At 74.6% G+C, this 13,641-nt stretch carries 15 protein-coding genes; 8 read left to right on the forward strand and 7 right to left on the reverse strand.

Translation table 11 applies throughout. The annotated features are described in order from the left end of the window. Window positions 1-38 precede the first annotated feature (38 nt). Complete coding sequence (locus ACFXOZ_RS34565) at window positions 39-815, reverse strand: SDR family oxidoreductase (protein WP_375890065.1); 777 nt, start codon at window positions 813-815, stop codon at window positions 39-41. 174 nt (window positions 816-989) lie between these two features. Here ACFXOZ_RS34565 and ACFXOZ_RS34570 point away from each other — a divergent pair, with 174 nt between their 5' ends. The 6 genes from ACFXOZ_RS34570 to ACFXOZ_RS34595 all read left to right on the forward strand — a co-directional run bounded on the left by ACFXOZ_RS34570 (window position 990) and on the right by ACFXOZ_RS34595 (window position 7,457). After that, window positions 990-1,847, forward strand: coding sequence for a helix-turn-helix transcriptional regulator (locus ACFXOZ_RS34570; protein WP_380528492.1), 858 nt, complete (start codon window positions 990-992; stop codon window positions 1,845-1,847). A 44-nt stretch (window positions 1,848-1,891) separates the two neighbouring features. Continuing rightward, window positions 1,892-2,821 carry an aminoglycoside phosphotransferase family protein gene (locus ACFXOZ_RS34575; RefSeq protein ID WP_380593854.1) on the forward strand — a complete coding sequence of 310 codons (930 nt, stop codon included), beginning with the start codon at window positions 1,892-1,894 and terminating at the stop codon, window positions 2,819-2,821. A 68-nt stretch (window positions 2,822-2,889) separates the two neighbouring features. Then, window positions 2,890-3,414 (forward strand): DUF6879 family protein, encoded by a 525-nt coding sequence (locus ACFXOZ_RS34580; RefSeq protein ID WP_380593856.1) that lies wholly within the window; start codon window positions 2,890-2,892, stop codon window positions 3,412-3,414. 281 nt (window positions 3,415-3,695) lie between these two features. Continuing rightward, the gene (locus ACFXOZ_RS34585) at window positions 3,696-4,583 is read left to right on the forward strand and encodes a LysR family transcriptional regulator (protein ID WP_380528486.1); all 888 of its coding nucleotides are present in this window, start codon (window positions 3,696-3,698) and stop codon (window positions 4,581-4,583) included. Between the two features lie 180 nt (window positions 4,584-4,763). After that, window positions 4,764-6,029 (forward strand): alpha/beta hydrolase, encoded by a 1,266-nt coding sequence (locus ACFXOZ_RS34590; RefSeq protein WP_380528484.1) that lies wholly within the window; start codon window positions 4,764-4,766, stop codon window positions 6,027-6,029. Between the two features lie 600 nt (window positions 6,030-6,629). After that, window positions 6,630-7,457, forward strand: a complete 828-nt coding sequence (locus ACFXOZ_RS34595) for a hypothetical protein (protein WP_380593858.1) — start codon at window positions 6,630-6,632, stop codon at window positions 7,455-7,457. Between the two features lie 78 nt (window positions 7,458-7,535). Here the strand turns inward: ACFXOZ_RS34595 and ACFXOZ_RS34600 are convergent, their stop codons facing one another. Next, complete coding sequence (locus ACFXOZ_RS34600) at window positions 7,536-8,090, reverse strand: hypothetical protein (RefSeq protein ID WP_375893434.1); 555 nt, start codon at window positions 8,088-8,090, stop codon at window positions 7,536-7,538. 152 nt (window positions 8,091-8,242) lie between these two features. After that, entirely contained in the window at window positions 8,243-9,232 is a 990-nt protein-coding gene (locus tag ACFXOZ_RS34605; protein WP_380593860.1) for a DUF5937 family protein, read from the reverse strand. Between the two features lie 76 nt (window positions 9,233-9,308). Between ACFXOZ_RS34605 and ACFXOZ_RS34610 the strand changes: the two genes are divergently transcribed. Then, complete coding sequence (locus ACFXOZ_RS34610; RefSeq protein WP_380528479.1) at window positions 9,309-10,178, forward strand: alpha/beta fold hydrolase; 870 nt, start codon at window positions 9,309-9,311, stop codon at window positions 10,176-10,178. A gap of 31 nt (window positions 10,179-10,209) precedes the next feature. On the opposite strand, the gene ACFXOZ_RS34615 is transcribed toward ACFXOZ_RS34610, so the two are convergent. Continuing rightward, entirely contained in the window at window positions 10,210-10,551 is a 342-nt protein-coding gene (locus ACFXOZ_RS34615; RefSeq protein ID WP_380593862.1) for a hypothetical protein, read from the reverse strand. 86 nt (window positions 10,552-10,637) lie between these two features. After that, complete coding sequence (locus ACFXOZ_RS34620) at window positions 10,638-11,528, reverse strand: LysR family transcriptional regulator (RefSeq protein WP_380593864.1); 891 nt, start codon at window positions 11,526-11,528, stop codon at window positions 10,638-10,640. 70 nt (window positions 11,529-11,598) lie between these two features. On the opposite strand from ACFXOZ_RS34620, the gene ACFXOZ_RS34625 reads away from it, so the two are divergent. Beyond that, window positions 11,599-12,327, forward strand: a complete 729-nt coding sequence (locus ACFXOZ_RS34625) for a hypothetical protein (RefSeq protein WP_380593866.1) — start codon at window positions 11,599-11,601, stop codon at window positions 12,325-12,327. Window positions 12,328-12,356: 29 nt separating this feature from the next. On the opposite strand, the gene ACFXOZ_RS34630 is transcribed toward ACFXOZ_RS34625, so the two are convergent. Then, on the reverse strand, window positions 12,357-12,896 hold the full coding sequence (locus ACFXOZ_RS34630) for a GNAT family N-acetyltransferase (protein ID WP_380528473.1): 540 nt from the start codon (window positions 12,894-12,896) through the stop codon (window positions 12,357-12,359). 109 nt (window positions 12,897-13,005) lie between these two features. Beyond that, window positions 13,006-13,605: a dephospho-CoA kinase gene (gene coaE, locus ACFXOZ_RS34635; RefSeq protein ID WP_375893420.1), complete on the reverse strand. Its 600-nt coding sequence runs from the start codon at window positions 13,603-13,605 to the stop codon at window positions 13,006-13,008. Window positions 13,606-13,641 lie beyond the last annotated feature (36 nt).

The raw sequence follows: 13,641 nt of genomic DNA on the forward strand, positions 1-13,641 counted from the left end.
CAGCGTGCGCGGGGCCGCCCGGGGTGGGGGGGTGCGGCTCAGCTGGCCTGGCCGGTGGGCATGACCGTGACCTGCTGGAGGTTGACCCGGGGCGGCAGGGTGGCGATGAAGCCGATGGTCTCCGCGACGTCCTCCGGGGTGAGCCACTCCATGGCGGCCTTCGCGCCCTCCAGCCAGTCCAGCGCGCCCTGGTCGGTGACGTGGCTCTGCAGCTCCGTCCCGACGATGCCGGGCTCGACCGCCGACACCCGGACCTTCTTCGCCCCCAGCTCGGCCCGCAGGGTCCGCGACAGCTGGCTGACGTACGCCTTCGTGCCGGAGTACACCGCGAAGGTCGGGAAGATGTTCTGCGCCGCGATGGACGAGGTGTTGATCAGGTCCGCCACGCCGCGCTCGGCGGCCGCCTTCACCAGCTGCGGGGTGAACACGCCGATCGCGTTCATCAGGCCGGTGATGTTGAGGTCGATCTGCTGCTTCCACTGCGCGGTCGCCAGCTCCTCGATCGGGGCGGGCAGCATGACACCGGCGTTGTTCAGCAGCAGGTCGGCCCCGCCGAACTCGGTCTCCACCCGGGCCGCGGCGGCCTGCATCGCCTCGACGTCCGTCACGTCGGCGGCGATGGCGACCGCGCTGCCGCCGTTCTTCTCGATCCGCTCGACCAGCTCGGCCAGCCGCTCCGCCCGGCGGGCCAGCACGACGACCCGGGCGCCCAGCGCCGCCAGCTTCTCGGCCGAGGCCGCGCCGATGCCGCTCGAAGCGCCGGTGACGACGGCGACGCGGCCGGCGAGCGGAAGGGAGGTGGTGTTCGTGGACATGTTTCTTACCCTCCAGGGGCGTCGGGATTCGATCGGCCGCTCTCCGTCGGCCGCAGATCCAGTACAGCCCCGGGCGGAGCCCCCCGGGACGCCATACCTGGCCCTGCCCTGACAGGTACCGGCAGGACCACCCAGGACCGCCCGCCGCGCCGCGACACCGCCGACAATGGAGCCATGGACCGCACCAAGGAGATCGCCGGGTTCCTCCGCTCGCGCCGCGCCCGGGTCACCCCCGAGGACGCCGGGCTGCCCGCCGACGGGCGGGTCCGCCGCGTCCCGGGCCTGCGCCGGGACGAGGTGGCCCGGCTGGCCGGGGTCAGCACGGAGTACTACACCCGGCTGGAGCAGGGGCGGGCCCTCCACCCCTCCGACGAGGTCGTCGAGGCGATCACCCGCGCCCTGCGCCTGGACGACACCGAGCGCGAGCACTTCGCCGACCTGCTCCGGTCCGACTCCCGCCCGGCCGCCCGCCGCACCCCGGCGGCGGCCCAACGGGTGCGCCCGGGGCTGTACTTGATGCTGGAGACGCTCGACCACGTGCCCGCCTTCATCCTCGGCCGGCGCACCGACGTCCTGGCTTCCAACCGGCTCGCCCGGGAGGTCCTCACCGACTTCGACGCCCTGCCCGCCAACCGCCGCAACATGGCGCGCTACTACCTGCTGGACCCCAAGGCCCGGGAGACGGTGGGTGATTGGGAGCGGCTCGCCGCCGAGACGGTGGCCATGCTCCGGTTCGAGGCGGGCCGCTACCCCCAGGACCGCCGGCTCGCCGACCTGGTCGGCGAACTCACCCTCCAGGTGCCGGAGTTCACCGGCTGGTGGAACGACCACCGGGTGCTGCGCCGCACCCACGGCGCCAAGCACTACCACCACCCCCTGGTCGGGGAACTGCACTTCTCCTACGAGTCCTTCCAGGTGCCGGGCGACGCGGAGCAGACGCTGTGCGTCTACAACGTGGAGCCGAACTCCCCCACCGCGCAGTCCCTCCGGGTCCTGGCCAGCTGGACGGCACCCACGGTTCCGACTCCCTAGGCCCAAACACCCGGGCACCCGGGCACCCAACTACCCTTCCCCCCATGCCCCGTACCGCGATCGAGATCACCGAGGACCTGGTCCGGCAGCTCCTGCGCGACCAGCACCCCGACCTGGCCGAACTCCCCCTGCGGCTCGGTGCACGCGGCTGGTCCAACCAGATGTGGCGGCTCGGCGAGGACCTCGCCGTCCGGCTGCCCTGGGTGACGGAGGACGCAAGCGCCCTGCTGCGCAAGGAACATGCGTGGCTGCCCGCCCTCCCCTCGCCGCTTCCCCTGCCGATCCCGGCGCCCCAGCGCCTCGGCGAGCCCTCCGAGCGCTTCCCCCACCCCTGGCTGGTCACCACCTGGGTCCCGGGCACCCCGGCCGACCACGCTCCCGTCACCCGCGCCGCCGCCGCGGCCGGGACCCTGGCCGCCTTCCTGACCGCCCTGCACCGGCCCGCCCCCGCCACCGCGCCCACCGGCGCCCGCGGCGAGCCGCTGGCCGCCCAGGCCGAGCACGTCACCCAGGGGCTGGCCTCGGCCGCCGCCATGGGGCTGCTCCCCGACCCGGACGCCGTCCGCGCCATCCGCGCCGTCTGGGAGGACGCCGTCAGCGCACCCGACTGGACCGGCCCGGCCCTGTGGATCCACGGCGACCTCCACCCGGCCAACGTCCTCACCGCCGACGGCACCCTCTGCGGCGTCGTCGACTTCGGCGAACTCTGCGCGGGCGACCCGGCGAGCGACCTCGCGGCCGCCTGGTCCCTCCTCCCGGACGGCGGCGCCGAGCTCTTCCACCGGGCCTACCGACCGGCCCCGGACCGGGCGACACTGCGCCGCGCCCGCGGCTGGGCCGTCATGCGCGCCCTCGGCGGCATCCACATCGGCGAGGCCGGCCGCCTCGGCCGCCCCGGCGGCAAGACCACCTGGGGCCCGCCCGCCCGTGCCGCCCTCCGCCGCCTCACCGCCGACGCCCGCACCCGCCCGTAACCGACGCCCGCATCCGACACCCACCCATCCCCGCACCCATCCCCGCACCCACCCCCGGAAGGCCCGCGATGACCGAGCCCCTGCCCGACTTCACCGCCCTGCTCAGGGGCGCCCGCCGGACGGCCGTCCACCTGGAGATGCGGGACGCCTACGGCGTCGCCGACGAGGCCGCCGCCTTCGAGGAGTTCAAGCGCTCCGGCGCGGTCGACACCGACCCGGACTCCCCGTGGTGGGCCGGCTGGGTGCCGCTGGTGCGCGAGACCGTCGGCCGGGGCGTCCGGCTGCGCCGGGCGCGGATCGTCTCCGAGCCGGTCACCGACTACATCCGCTGGGAGCACGCACTCACCACGGTGAACCTCGCCGCGGGCGAGCAGGTGCGCTGGCTGCCCCGGCGGCTGGCCTCGGACATCCCGCTGCCCGGCAACGACCTGTGGCTGATCGACGACCGCCTGGTGCTGTTCCACTGGTTCAGCGGCGACGGCGCCTGGGCCGGGCACCGGTACTGCGAGGACCCGGCCGTGGTGGAGCTGGTCTCCGGCGCCTTCGAGACGGTCTGGGAGCGCGGCACCCCGCACGCCGACTACACGGTCTGACCACGAACCCGCTCCCCGTCGCCGCCCGGGCCGTCCACCCGAGGATGCGCGACGTCAAGGGTGCCCGCCCTGCCTCACCCGCCGACTGACGGGTCGGCGGCTGAGGCAGGAGCGGCATCGGCCGGACGCGTAGAGAAGGCCGAATGACGTGCACGCCGAGACGTCACTCGGCATACCCCCGTCGCCATTCGTGATGGCCTGTTGCGCCGCGCCCACTCTGGGTTCGATCACCGGAAAGCACAAGTGAATGTTTCTTGACTGCATCTCGTAGCATCACTGAGATGTTGAACCTCGAACGCTTGCGGGTACTGCACGCGGTGGCGACGACCGGATCCGTCGTGGGCGCGGCCCGACTCCTGCACGTCACCACGTCGGCGGTCTCGCAGCAGATGGCGCGACTGGAGCAGGAGACCGGCACTCACCTGGCGGAACGTCAAGGCCGGGGCATTCGCCTGACCGAGGCCGGCACCCTGCTCGCCGGGGAGGCCGCGGAACTGCTCGCGCACATGGAACGCGTCATGGCGACGATGGCGCAGCACCACGGACTGGTGACCGGCGACCTCACGATCGCGGCCTTCCCCACCGCCGCCCGCGCGCTGCTCCCATCGGCTCTGCGGGCCCTGCGGGCCCGGTACCCGGACCTGACGGTGTCGGCGCGGGAGCAGGAACCGTACGAAGCCGTCCCGGCGGTGCGGCGCGGGCTGCTCGACCTGGCCGTCGTCGAGGACTGGGCCGGGGATCCGCTCGCCCTGCCCCAGGGACTGGACCACCGCGCCCTCCTCGACGACACCTACGACATCGCCCTGCCCCCGGACCATCGGCTCGCCGGCCGCCCGACGCTGAGCCTGGCCGACCTCGGTGATGAGCACTGGATCACCTCGAGCGACGGGCAGCTGTGCCACGAATGGCTGGTGCGCAACATCAAGCGTGCTCGCATCGCCCACACCGCCTCGGAACACCCCACGCAGTTGGCGCTGGTCGCGGCAGGACTGGGAATCGCCATCATCCCGCGCCTGGGACGTGAACCGGCCGCCGCTCCAGTACGGTTCGTGCCCCTGGTGGACGCCCCACGGCGCCGGGTCTTCGCCGTCTGGCGTTCCACCTCGACCGCGCGTCCCTCGATCGGTGTGGTGGTCGGTGCGCTGATCGACGCCTGTCCGGTCGGCTGAGAGCCGTCCCGTTCGGACCGGCGCCCGACCGCGGGCGGGTGCTGCCGCGACGGTGGCGAAGGCGGCCACGCCCCGGCCTCCCCACGCGCTCCCAACGCGCTCCCAGCCCGCTCCCAGGACGTCACCAGTGAACGGTCAGCCTCTAAGCCCTCTCTCATCCACCGCCCCTAGCCTCCGCGCATGAACGTCTCGCTGCTCGACGGCTGGTTCCCCTGGACCGTCCAGGCCGCCGCCCTCGCCCTGTTCCTGACCGCGGTGGGCCTGCGGGACCGGTCCTGGCAGCGCAAGTGGGGGCCGATCGCGCTGGGTACGGCGCTGCTGCTCACCGCGGTCCTCGCGGTGGGAGTCCTCACCCTGGCCGGGATCACCGACCCGATCCCGTTCGGGGTGTGGCTGTGGAGCGGGGTGGCGGTCGCCGCGCTCGCCGTGCTGGGCTTCGGCTGGCGCGGCGCGCGCTGGTGGCGGCGGGCGCTGGTGGCGCCGACCGTCCTGCTGGCGCTGTTCTGCGCCGCGAACAGCGTGAACATGGCCACCGGCTACTACCCGACGGTCGACGACGCGATCGGCGAGCTCAGCGGGCAGCCGCTGCCGGACCAGATCACCCTGGCCGAGGTCTCCTCGATCCACGGGAAGACCACGACCGGCCGCATCGTCCAGGTCGACATCCCGGACACCGCGAGCGGCTTCACCCACCGCCAGGAGCTGGTCTACCTGCCGCCGGCCTGGTTCCGCAGCAAGGCCCGGCCGAAGCTGCCGGTGCTGGAGATGATCGGCGGCGAGTTCGCGGCGCCCGACAACTGGATCCGCTCGGGCAACGCGGTGCGGACCGCCGACGAGTTCGCCGCGAAGCACAACGGCTTCGCCCCGATCCTGGTCTTCGTGGACGCCACCGGCGGCTTCCGGGTGGACACCGAGTGCGTGGACGGCCCGCACGGCAACTCCGAGAGCCACCTGCTCAAGGACGTCCCCCCGTACGTCCAGAAGACCTTCAACGCCGCCACCGACCCGCACAAGTGGGGCGTGGCCGGCTGGTCGATGGGCGGCACCTGCGCCGTCGACCTGGTCGTCGAGCACCCCAACGTCTTCACCCACTTCGGCGACTTCTCCGGCGACAAGGGCCCGTACATCGGCGACAAGGACCACACGATCCAGGAGCTGTACGGCGGCGACGCGGCGGCCTGGGCCGCCCACGACCCGCTGACGGTGCTCGCCCACCACCCCAAGTACCAGGGCGTGTCCGGCTACTTCGGGCAGGGCGACGAGGAACACGGCCAGATCGAGTCCGCCAAGCTCCTGGAGGCGGCCGCCAAGAAGGACGGCATCCGCACCACCGCCGCCGTCGGCTCCGGCAAGCACACCTGGCAGACCGGCTCCGCCACCTTCACCCAGGCCCTCCCCTGGCTCGCCGCCCAACTCGGCGTCCCGGGCACCCACCCGCAGCCGTAGCGGGCCGGACGCCCCCAGCCGCAACGAGGCGGACACCCCGAGCCGTAACCGGGCGGACACCCCGCGCGACCTGCCCCGACCCGGACCGTGGGTGGGATCACATCCGTCCCGCGGCCGGGAGGAAGCCTTGGCATCGGCACCCCGGCCGGGGCGGGCCGACGCCGCCCCGAACGGGCACGACCCACCGCCGGTTCCCGCTCCCGGGGGCCTGGATCCGGTGCCCGGCAAGGGATCCGTCCGCCCACGGACCGGCCGGACGGCACTCCCCCGCCGGACATCGGTTCCGCCGCGGCCGCACACATGTTCACCACCAGCCCGCTGCAACCCTCGCATTCGCCCGCGCGCCCGGCGGAATCCCGCTTTGCGACCGGCGCCGCCGTGTCATAGGTTTCGTCCGCCGTCGACGCAGCACCCGCTCTGACCGTTCCTCAGACCTGCGGTGAGCTGCGGAGCCAGGGGGGCCTGACGGCAGCAGCAACGGGGGGAACAGCCATGCCGAGTGCCCGCAGTCACGGGTCGGCCGGGCGGCGGGGCCGGGTGGCCGGCGCGCCACCGGCCCCGGCCCCGCCCCACGACACCGGACACCCGAGGAATCGTCACGTGCGCAGCAGCACCCGCCTGATCACCGTCACCGCCGCCGCCCTGCTCTGCGCGGGCGCCCTGAGCGCCTGCGGACCGGACGACAGCGGCCAGGACGGCGGCAAGAGCGCCGCCCCGGCGGCGCCGACCACCGCGGCGCCGGCCGGCGGCACGGCCGGGCCCACCGGCGGAGGCGCCAAGCCCACCGACGGAGGCGCCGGGCCCACCACCGGGGCCGACCAGGGCAAGGCCGTCCCGGCCAAGGCCTGGGCGGACACCAAGAGCATCCCGATGGACGAGACCTACCACTTCGCCCCACTGGCGGCCAACGCCAAGCCGGTCACCGGGCCGATCGGCTTCAAGGGCATGGAGCTGTGCCACGCCGCGCCGCCCAAGGGCGACGAGTACATGTACACCGACGGCGCGGCGCGGGCCAAGGCCGCCGTCGGCTTCGGCGGGGACCGCTGGACGGCCCAGCAGACCGTGGACTTCTGGGGCGACCCGACCCACAGCAGCGGCAACGCCCAGACCGCCTACGCGATCGAGCGGGGCATCACCGAGGCCGTGACGAACTGCGCCAGGACCGCGCCGGGCGCCACGGTCAAGGTGACCAGCGCGGCCGACGCGCCCTACTTCGCCGCCACCGTGACGGCCCCGCAGCCCGACGGCTCCACCGCCACCCTGCACGAGTACGTGGTGCTGGGCGGCGGGGCGGTCACCGAGCTGGCCGTCTGGGCGACGGCCAAGGCCGGCGCCCAGCCCAAGGACGCCTGGAAGGCTCCCGAGGACAAGTACGTCGCCACCGGCATGACGGCCCCACTCTGCGAGGCCTTCCCCGGCTGCCGCTGACGTACCGACAGACCGCCGCCAGGCCCGTCCGGCACAGGGGAACGGACGGACCTGGCGGCTTCTTTCAACCCCGCGGGGTCACAGCCCCAAGCGGCTGAGCGCCGTGGTCCAGTCGCTGGCGATCGCGCTGCGGGCGGCGTCCAGGGTCACCTTGTGGCCGCACACCGCGTTCTTCAATCTGGTCTCGACCGAGTCCTTGCTCTGCGCAGGCTCGTTGCCGTAGCGCGGCTCGGGCCACAGGTTGTGCGGGTCGCGCGGCGCGCCGCCGAGCTCCAGCGGGACGAAGTGGTCCTCCTCGTAGTCCGCGGGGTTGGTGTCCGCGTAGCCGTACTGGGCGATCTGCTGGGTCTTCAACGCGTTGGTGTAGCTGGTCGGCGGGCGCACGGTGGCGGTCCAGCCGGAGACGCAGATGGTCTGGCCGATGGTGGCCTGGGTGACCGCCGGGTTGTACGCGCCGGGGGTGCAGGACGGGTCGGGCAGCGGCAGGTACGCCTGCGAACAACTGGCGCTCGTGGCACCGGACTTGCCCGGCTTGTGCGCGGCCGTGGCGGCCTGCGCGGTACCGGTGGCGAATCCGGCGGCGGCGAGGGCGGCCACCGCGACGATGACGGTGGAACGCTGACGGAGCATCATGAGGGAAGCTCTCCCGGTCCGGCCCGGCCGTTCGCCGGGCGACTGTGCCCATGACAGCACCGCCCGCGCGACGATCGTCAGGTCCAGGACGTGAACGAGTGGTGTTCACCCCCTCCACATCCGCCCTCCCCCGGGACTCCAGCCCTCGGCCCTCAGCCCTCAGCCCCCGGCTGCACGGCGCCGGCCTCCCCCACCAGCACCGCCCCCACCGCCGTCCGCAGGTGCAGCGCGTTGCGCCCGCTCCGCCGGGTGGCCACCAGCCCAGCGCCGCGCAGCGCGCCGAGGTGCTGGGAGACGGCGCTCGGGGTGACGCCGAGCCGCTCGGCGAGCTGCGGGGTGCTCAACGGCTCGCCGAGCACGGCGAGCAGCTCCGCGCGGGTGCGCCCCAGCACGGCGGCCAGCCCGGCGGAGGACGGCCGGGGCTCCTCCCACAACAGCCCGACCCCGGCCGCCGGGTAGCGGATCGAGGCGGCGGCGCGCGGGGAGTGGTCGACGATCACGTCCGGCCAGCCGAAGACCGACGGCATCAGCGCCAGACCGTGCCCGCCCGCCTCGACCGTCCACACCGACCCGGTACGACGACGGCCGTGCACCACCAACTCGCCCTCCCGCCAGACGACATCACCGTGCAGCTCGGCGAACAGCCCCTCCACCCCGCGGTCCACCAGGGTCACCGCCCGGCGGCCCAGGTCCGCCTCCAGCAGGGCCCGCATCCGCCCCCAGTGCGGGGCGACCAGCTCGCCGTGGAGGCGCTCCAGCGCATCGGCGACCCGCCCCAACAGCTCGGCAGCGTCCGGCAGTCGACGCGCCCGGGCGGCGCCCAGCGCGGCGGTGCACTCGGCCGCCACGTACGCCGGGTCGGTCACCCGCAGCCCGGCCAGTTCGGCCTCGAAGGAGGGCAGCCGCAGCTCCGGCACCGGGAACAGGAAGGACGGCAGGCAGCCCGTCAACAGGGCGCGCAGCAGGGGGAGTTCGGGCTCACGGGCGAGCACCGACCGGGCCCCGCGCACCCACGCCCGGTGCACGTCGTGCCCACCGACCCCGAGCGCCGGCCGCAGCCCGAGCACCGTCTCGGCCAGCGGCGAGACCGCGAACCGCACCCGGGCGACCTCGGCCGCCGACAACCGGATCTCCACCGCCACGCGGCCACCGCCCCTCGATCATTCAGTCCTGGCTGAACGATAGCCGTACCCGCGCCGGCCCCCCAGGCTGTCCGCCATGGAGTTCCTCACCTCGTACGACGGCACCGACCTGGCCTTCCGCACCCTCGGCGACGGCCCGCCGCTGCTCTGCCTCCCCGGCGGCCCCGGCCGCGCCGCCGAGTACCTCGGCGACCTCGGCGGCCTGGGCGCCCACCGCACCCTGATCCTGCCCGACACCCGGGGCACCGGCGCCTCCGGGACGCCCGCCGACCCGGCGAGCTACCGGGTCGACCGCCTGGTCGCCGACGTCGAGGCACTGCGCCGCCACCTCGGCCTGGACCGGATCGACCTGCTCGGCCACTCCGCCGGCGGCGCCCTCGCCATGCTCTACGCGGCCGCCCACCCCGACCGCCTGACCAGCCTCACCCTGCTCACCCCCTCCTTCGCCGCCGTCGGACTGCCCTCCGACACCGGCGCGCGGGAGGTGATCGCCGCCCGGGCGGGCGAGCCCTGGCACGCCGAGGCCGTCCTCGGGTACGACGGGATGCGGTCCGCGACCAGCTTCGCCGAGGCCGCCCGGCACCGCTTCGCCTTCGAGCCGCTGATGTACGGCCGCTGGGACGCCGCGGCCCGCGCCCACGCCGCCGCCGACCCGGCCCAGCGCTCCCTGCCGGTCAGCGAGCACTACTACGCCGACTACACCCCCGACACCGAGGCCCTGCGCCGCCGACTGGCCACGCTCACCTGCCCGGTCCTGCTGCTCGCCGGGGAGGTCGACCTCTGGCCCACCGCGGCCTCCGCCACCGCGGCGGCGTCACTCTTCCCCGACGTCACCCTCACCGTCCAGCCGGGCGCGGGCCACTACCCCTGGCTGGACGACCCCGCGGCACTCACCGGCACGGTCGCGGACTTCCTCACCCGCAACGCCGCCCGGGCCGCAGTCTGACCGGCGCGGCAAGGTGCCGTTCGGCTCGCCGTCAGCCCTTCCCCTCCCAACGGCCGCCGATGCAGGCCAGGACCGTCGTGTCGGTGGCGTCGAGGTAGACCCAGAAGATCAGGTCGGGCGCCTTGATCACGCCGAGGCGCAGGCCCTGCTCCCCCGCCGCTTCGAAGACCGCGACGCTCTCGGCGAGGCCGGGCACCTCGAACCCGAGCCGCCGGGTGCGTTCGAGTCGGCGCCGGAAGACGCCGAAGTGCTGTCGGGCGGGGATCAGGTTGCTCCCGACCTCGAAAGTCGCCCCGGCGAGCAGGGCTTCGCGTGCGGGGCCGCAGGCCGCTGTCTGCTCGGCCAGCATCCGGGCGAGGTCGTCGCGTGTCATGCGCCGACTCTGCCGGGCCCCACCGAACCGGCCAAACGAATTTCCGGCCGAGCGAATGACCAGCTGGGCGAATACCGACCGCCCCCTCACCCCGCCAGCAGCCGCGCCAGCAGCGCCGCCGGCCCCTCCGGCAGGCTGCCGTGGAGGAGTTCGGTGCGGTGCACCAGTCGGGGTGCGGCGATCGGGGCGGACGCGATGCCGGGCGCCCGGGCGAGGACGGGGGCGGGCAGCAGGGTGAGTCCGTGTCCGGCGGCGACCAGCGTGAGCAGCCCGTGCAGGTCGGTGCCGCGGTAGCGGGTGGCGGGCCGGAAGCCGTCGGTACCGGTGGCGGCGCGCAGCCGGTCCGCGGTGGGGGTGAGGTCGGGGGCGTCCAGCCAGCGGGCGGCGGACAGGTCGGCGAGGGCGAGGCCGGGGCGGCCGGCCAGCGGGTGTCCGAGCGGCAGGGCGACGGCGAGCGGCTGTTCGCCGACGGCGACGGTGGTCAGCGGGCCGACCTCGGGCAGCGGCAGCGGGTCGCTGGGCGCGGCCAGGCCGTCGATCAGCGCGAGGTCGACCTCGCCGGTGGCGACCTGGGCGGGCAGCACCCCCTGGGCGAGCACCTGGACGACGGGTTCCACCTGCGGGAACACCCGGCGCACTTCGCCGAGTGCGTGCCCCAGGGCCGCTCCGACCGCCAGCGGGGTGGCGCCGAGCACCAGCCGGGCGCTCGGGGCGCCGGCCAGGCGTGCGACGTCGGCGCGCGCCGCCTCCAAGCGGACCAGCAGCGGGGCGGCGTGCTCCAGCAGTCGCCGTCCGGCCGCGGTGGGGGCGACCGGGCGGCGGCCCAGCAGGGCGGTGCCGAGGTCGGCCTCCAGCGCGGCGATCTGCTGGGACACCGCGGACTGGGTGTAGCCGAGGTCCCGGGCCGCCTCGGAGAAGGAGGCGAGCCGGGTGACGGTGACGAAGGTGCGGAGCTGCTGCGGATCCACGGCGGCCATCAACCGATCTGATTGAGGAGTAAGAAATCATCGTTGGCACTGATCTCGGATGCGGGGTCAGGATAGCCCCATGACCTATCTGACCCCCCGGATCGCCCTGGTCGGCGACCGCTCCCCCGCCGTCCGCTCGCACGCCCGCGTCCCCGGCCTGCTCGCCTCCCTCGCCGAGCGCGAGCAACTGGTCCTGGACGCGTACTGGATCCCCACCGAGGACGCCGGGGCCCCGGGCGCGCTCGACGGCTTCGACGCCGTCTGGCTGCTGCCCGGCAGCCCGTACCGCAGCGAGCAGGGCGCCCTGGCCGCGATCCGGACCGCCCGCGAGAACGGCATCCCCTTCCTCGGCACCTGCGCCGGGTTCCAGCACGCGGCGCTGGAGTTCGCCCGGAACGTCTGCGGCATCACCAACGCCGTCAACGGCGAGCAGGAGCCGGACCTCGACGAGCAGGTGATCGTCCCGCTCAGCTGCTCCCTGGTCGGCCACGAGGGCGCCGTCGCGATCACTCCCGGCAGCCTGGCCGAGCGCACCCTGGGTGCCACCGCCACCCAGGAGCGCTACCGCTGCAACTACGGCCTCAACGCCGACTACCTGGACCGGCTGCACGCCCACGGGCTGCGTTTCAGCGGCGCGGACCCGTCCGGCGAGGTCCGCATCCTCGAACTGCCGGGGCACCCGTTCTTCCTGGCCTCGCTGTTCCAGCCTGAGCTGTCCGGCGACGGCACCCGGGCCCACCCGATGATCCGCGCCCTGGCGGAGGCCGCCGTCGCCCACGCGGACACCGGCTGGGCCAGGGCGGCCTGAGCCTCAGCCGGCCGGCAGCCGATCGACCCTCACATCGGCAGCGAGCGCAGCCGCACCGGCCCCTCCGGCCACCCGGCGCCCTCCGCCAGCGGCCGCCACATGGTGCGCAGCGGCATGACCGCGAGCCGCCCCTCCGGCTGCTCGACCGTCACCTCCTCGGCCACCTCCCGGAAGCCGAGCCCCCGGTAGAACGCCGCCAGCGGCGGGCGGCAGAACAGCAGTGCGTACCGGAAGCCGAGCGCGCGCCCGTGGTCCACGGCGCTGCCGACCACGGCGTGCGCCAACCCCTCGCCGCGCCGTTCGGCGGCGACGCAGACACCGCCGACGCCGATCGCGTCCAGGTCGGTGCCGCCGACGGTGAGCGGGACCGGGAGCAGCCCGGTGTGGGCGACGAGCCGGCCGTCGGCGGCCCGGATGCCGAAGTGCACGTCCTTGGGCCGGAAGGCGAGCCCGGTGTAGGCGACGCCGTACGGGTCCTCGCCGGGGCCGAGGATCTGGTCCTGTTCGGCGCGGGAGTAGCTCTCCAAGCGCTCGACGTTCAGCGGTTCAGGGGAAAAACGATCATCCATCACTCCATGCTCCCTTCCCCACGGAACGGCGTCCGAGTCCCCTCCGGACCACCGGATCGGTCACATGATCCGACGGTCGTCCCCAGGGGAGGAAAGGCCGGGGAAGGTCCTAGACGGCGGCCCGCTCGACCAGCTGCGCCCACACCTCGTCGACCCGCGCCGACAGCGCGTCCAGCGGCCCGCCGTTGTCGATCACCAGGTCGGCGACCGCCAGCCGGTCCGCCCGCGAGGCCTGCGCGGCCATCCGGGCCCGGGCCTCCGTCTCGGCCATCCCGCGCAGCCGCACCAGCCGGTCCAGCCGGACCTCGTCGTCCGCGTCGATCACCACGACCAGGTCGAACAGCGGTGCCAGCCCGTTCTCGGCGAGCAACGGCACGTCGTGCACGACGACCGCGTCCGGCGCGGCCGCCGCCTCCAGTTCGGCGGAGCGGGCCCGCACCAGCGGGTGGACGATCGCGTTCAGCGCCCGGAGCTTCTCCGGGTCGGCGAACACCACCGCCCCGAGGGCCGGCCGGTCCAGCGCGCCGTCCTCGCGCAGCACCTGCGGGCCGAACTCGGCGACCACGGCCGCCAGGCCGTCCGTCCCGGGGGCGACCACCTCACGGGCGATCAGGTCGGAGTCCACGATCACCGCGCCGTGCGCGGCGAACAGCCGGGACACCTCGCTCTTGCCCGCGCCGATCCCGCCGGTCAGTCCGATCTTCAGCATGGCGTCAGGCTACCGGCGCGGCGACGGACGCGTCAG

The organism is Kitasatospora sp. NPDC059160, assembly GCF_042755465.1.
Classification (GTDB): domain Bacteria; phylum Actinomycetota; class Actinomycetes; order Streptomycetales; family Streptomycetaceae; genus Kitasatospora.

Coding starts and splice junctions, on each gene's coding strand:
- ACFXOZ_RS34575 (WP_380593854.1), top strand. CDS start 1,892: ATGCCCCGTACCGCGATCGAGATCACCGAGGACCTGGTCCGGCAGCTC.
- ACFXOZ_RS34610 (WP_380528479.1), top strand. CDS start 9,309: ATGGAGTTCCTCACCTCGTACGACGGCACCGACCTGGCCTTCCGCACC.
- ACFXOZ_RS34585 (WP_380528486.1), top strand. CDS start 3,696: ATGTTGAACCTCGAACGCTTGCGGGTACTGCACGCGGTGGCGACGACC.
- ACFXOZ_RS34590 (WP_380528484.1), top strand. CDS start 4,764: ATGAACGTCTCGCTGCTCGACGGCTGGTTCCCCTGGACCGTCCAGGCC.
- ACFXOZ_RS34600 (WP_375893434.1), bottom strand. CDS start 8,090: ATGATGCTCCGTCAGCGTTCCACCGTCATCGTCGCGGTGGCCGCCCTC.
- ACFXOZ_RS34630 (WP_380528473.1), bottom strand. CDS start 12,896: ATGGATGATCGTTTTTCCCCTGAACCGCTGAACGTCGAGCGCTTGGAG.
- ACFXOZ_RS34625 (WP_380593866.1), top strand. CDS start 11,599: ATGACCTATCTGACCCCCCGGATCGCCCTGGTCGGCGACCGCTCCCCC.
- ACFXOZ_RS34570 (WP_380528492.1), top strand. CDS start 990: ATGGACCGCACCAAGGAGATCGCCGGGTTCCTCCGCTCGCGCCGCGCC.
- coaE (WP_375893420.1), bottom strand. CDS start 13,605: ATGCTGAAGATCGGACTGACCGGCGGGATCGGCGCGGGCAAGAGCGAG.
- ACFXOZ_RS34615 (WP_380593862.1), bottom strand. CDS start 10,551: ATGACACGCGACGACCTCGCCCGGATGCTGGCCGAGCAGACAGCGGCC.
- ACFXOZ_RS34565 (WP_375890065.1), bottom strand. CDS start 815: ATGTCCACGAACACCACCTCCCTTCCGCTCGCCGGCCGCGTCGCCGTC.
- ACFXOZ_RS34580 (WP_380593856.1), top strand. CDS start 2,890: ATGACCGAGCCCCTGCCCGACTTCACCGCCCTGCTCAGGGGCGCCCGC.
- ACFXOZ_RS34620 (WP_380593864.1), bottom strand. CDS start 11,528: ATGGCCGCCGTGGATCCGCAGCAGCTCCGCACCTTCGTCACCGTCACC.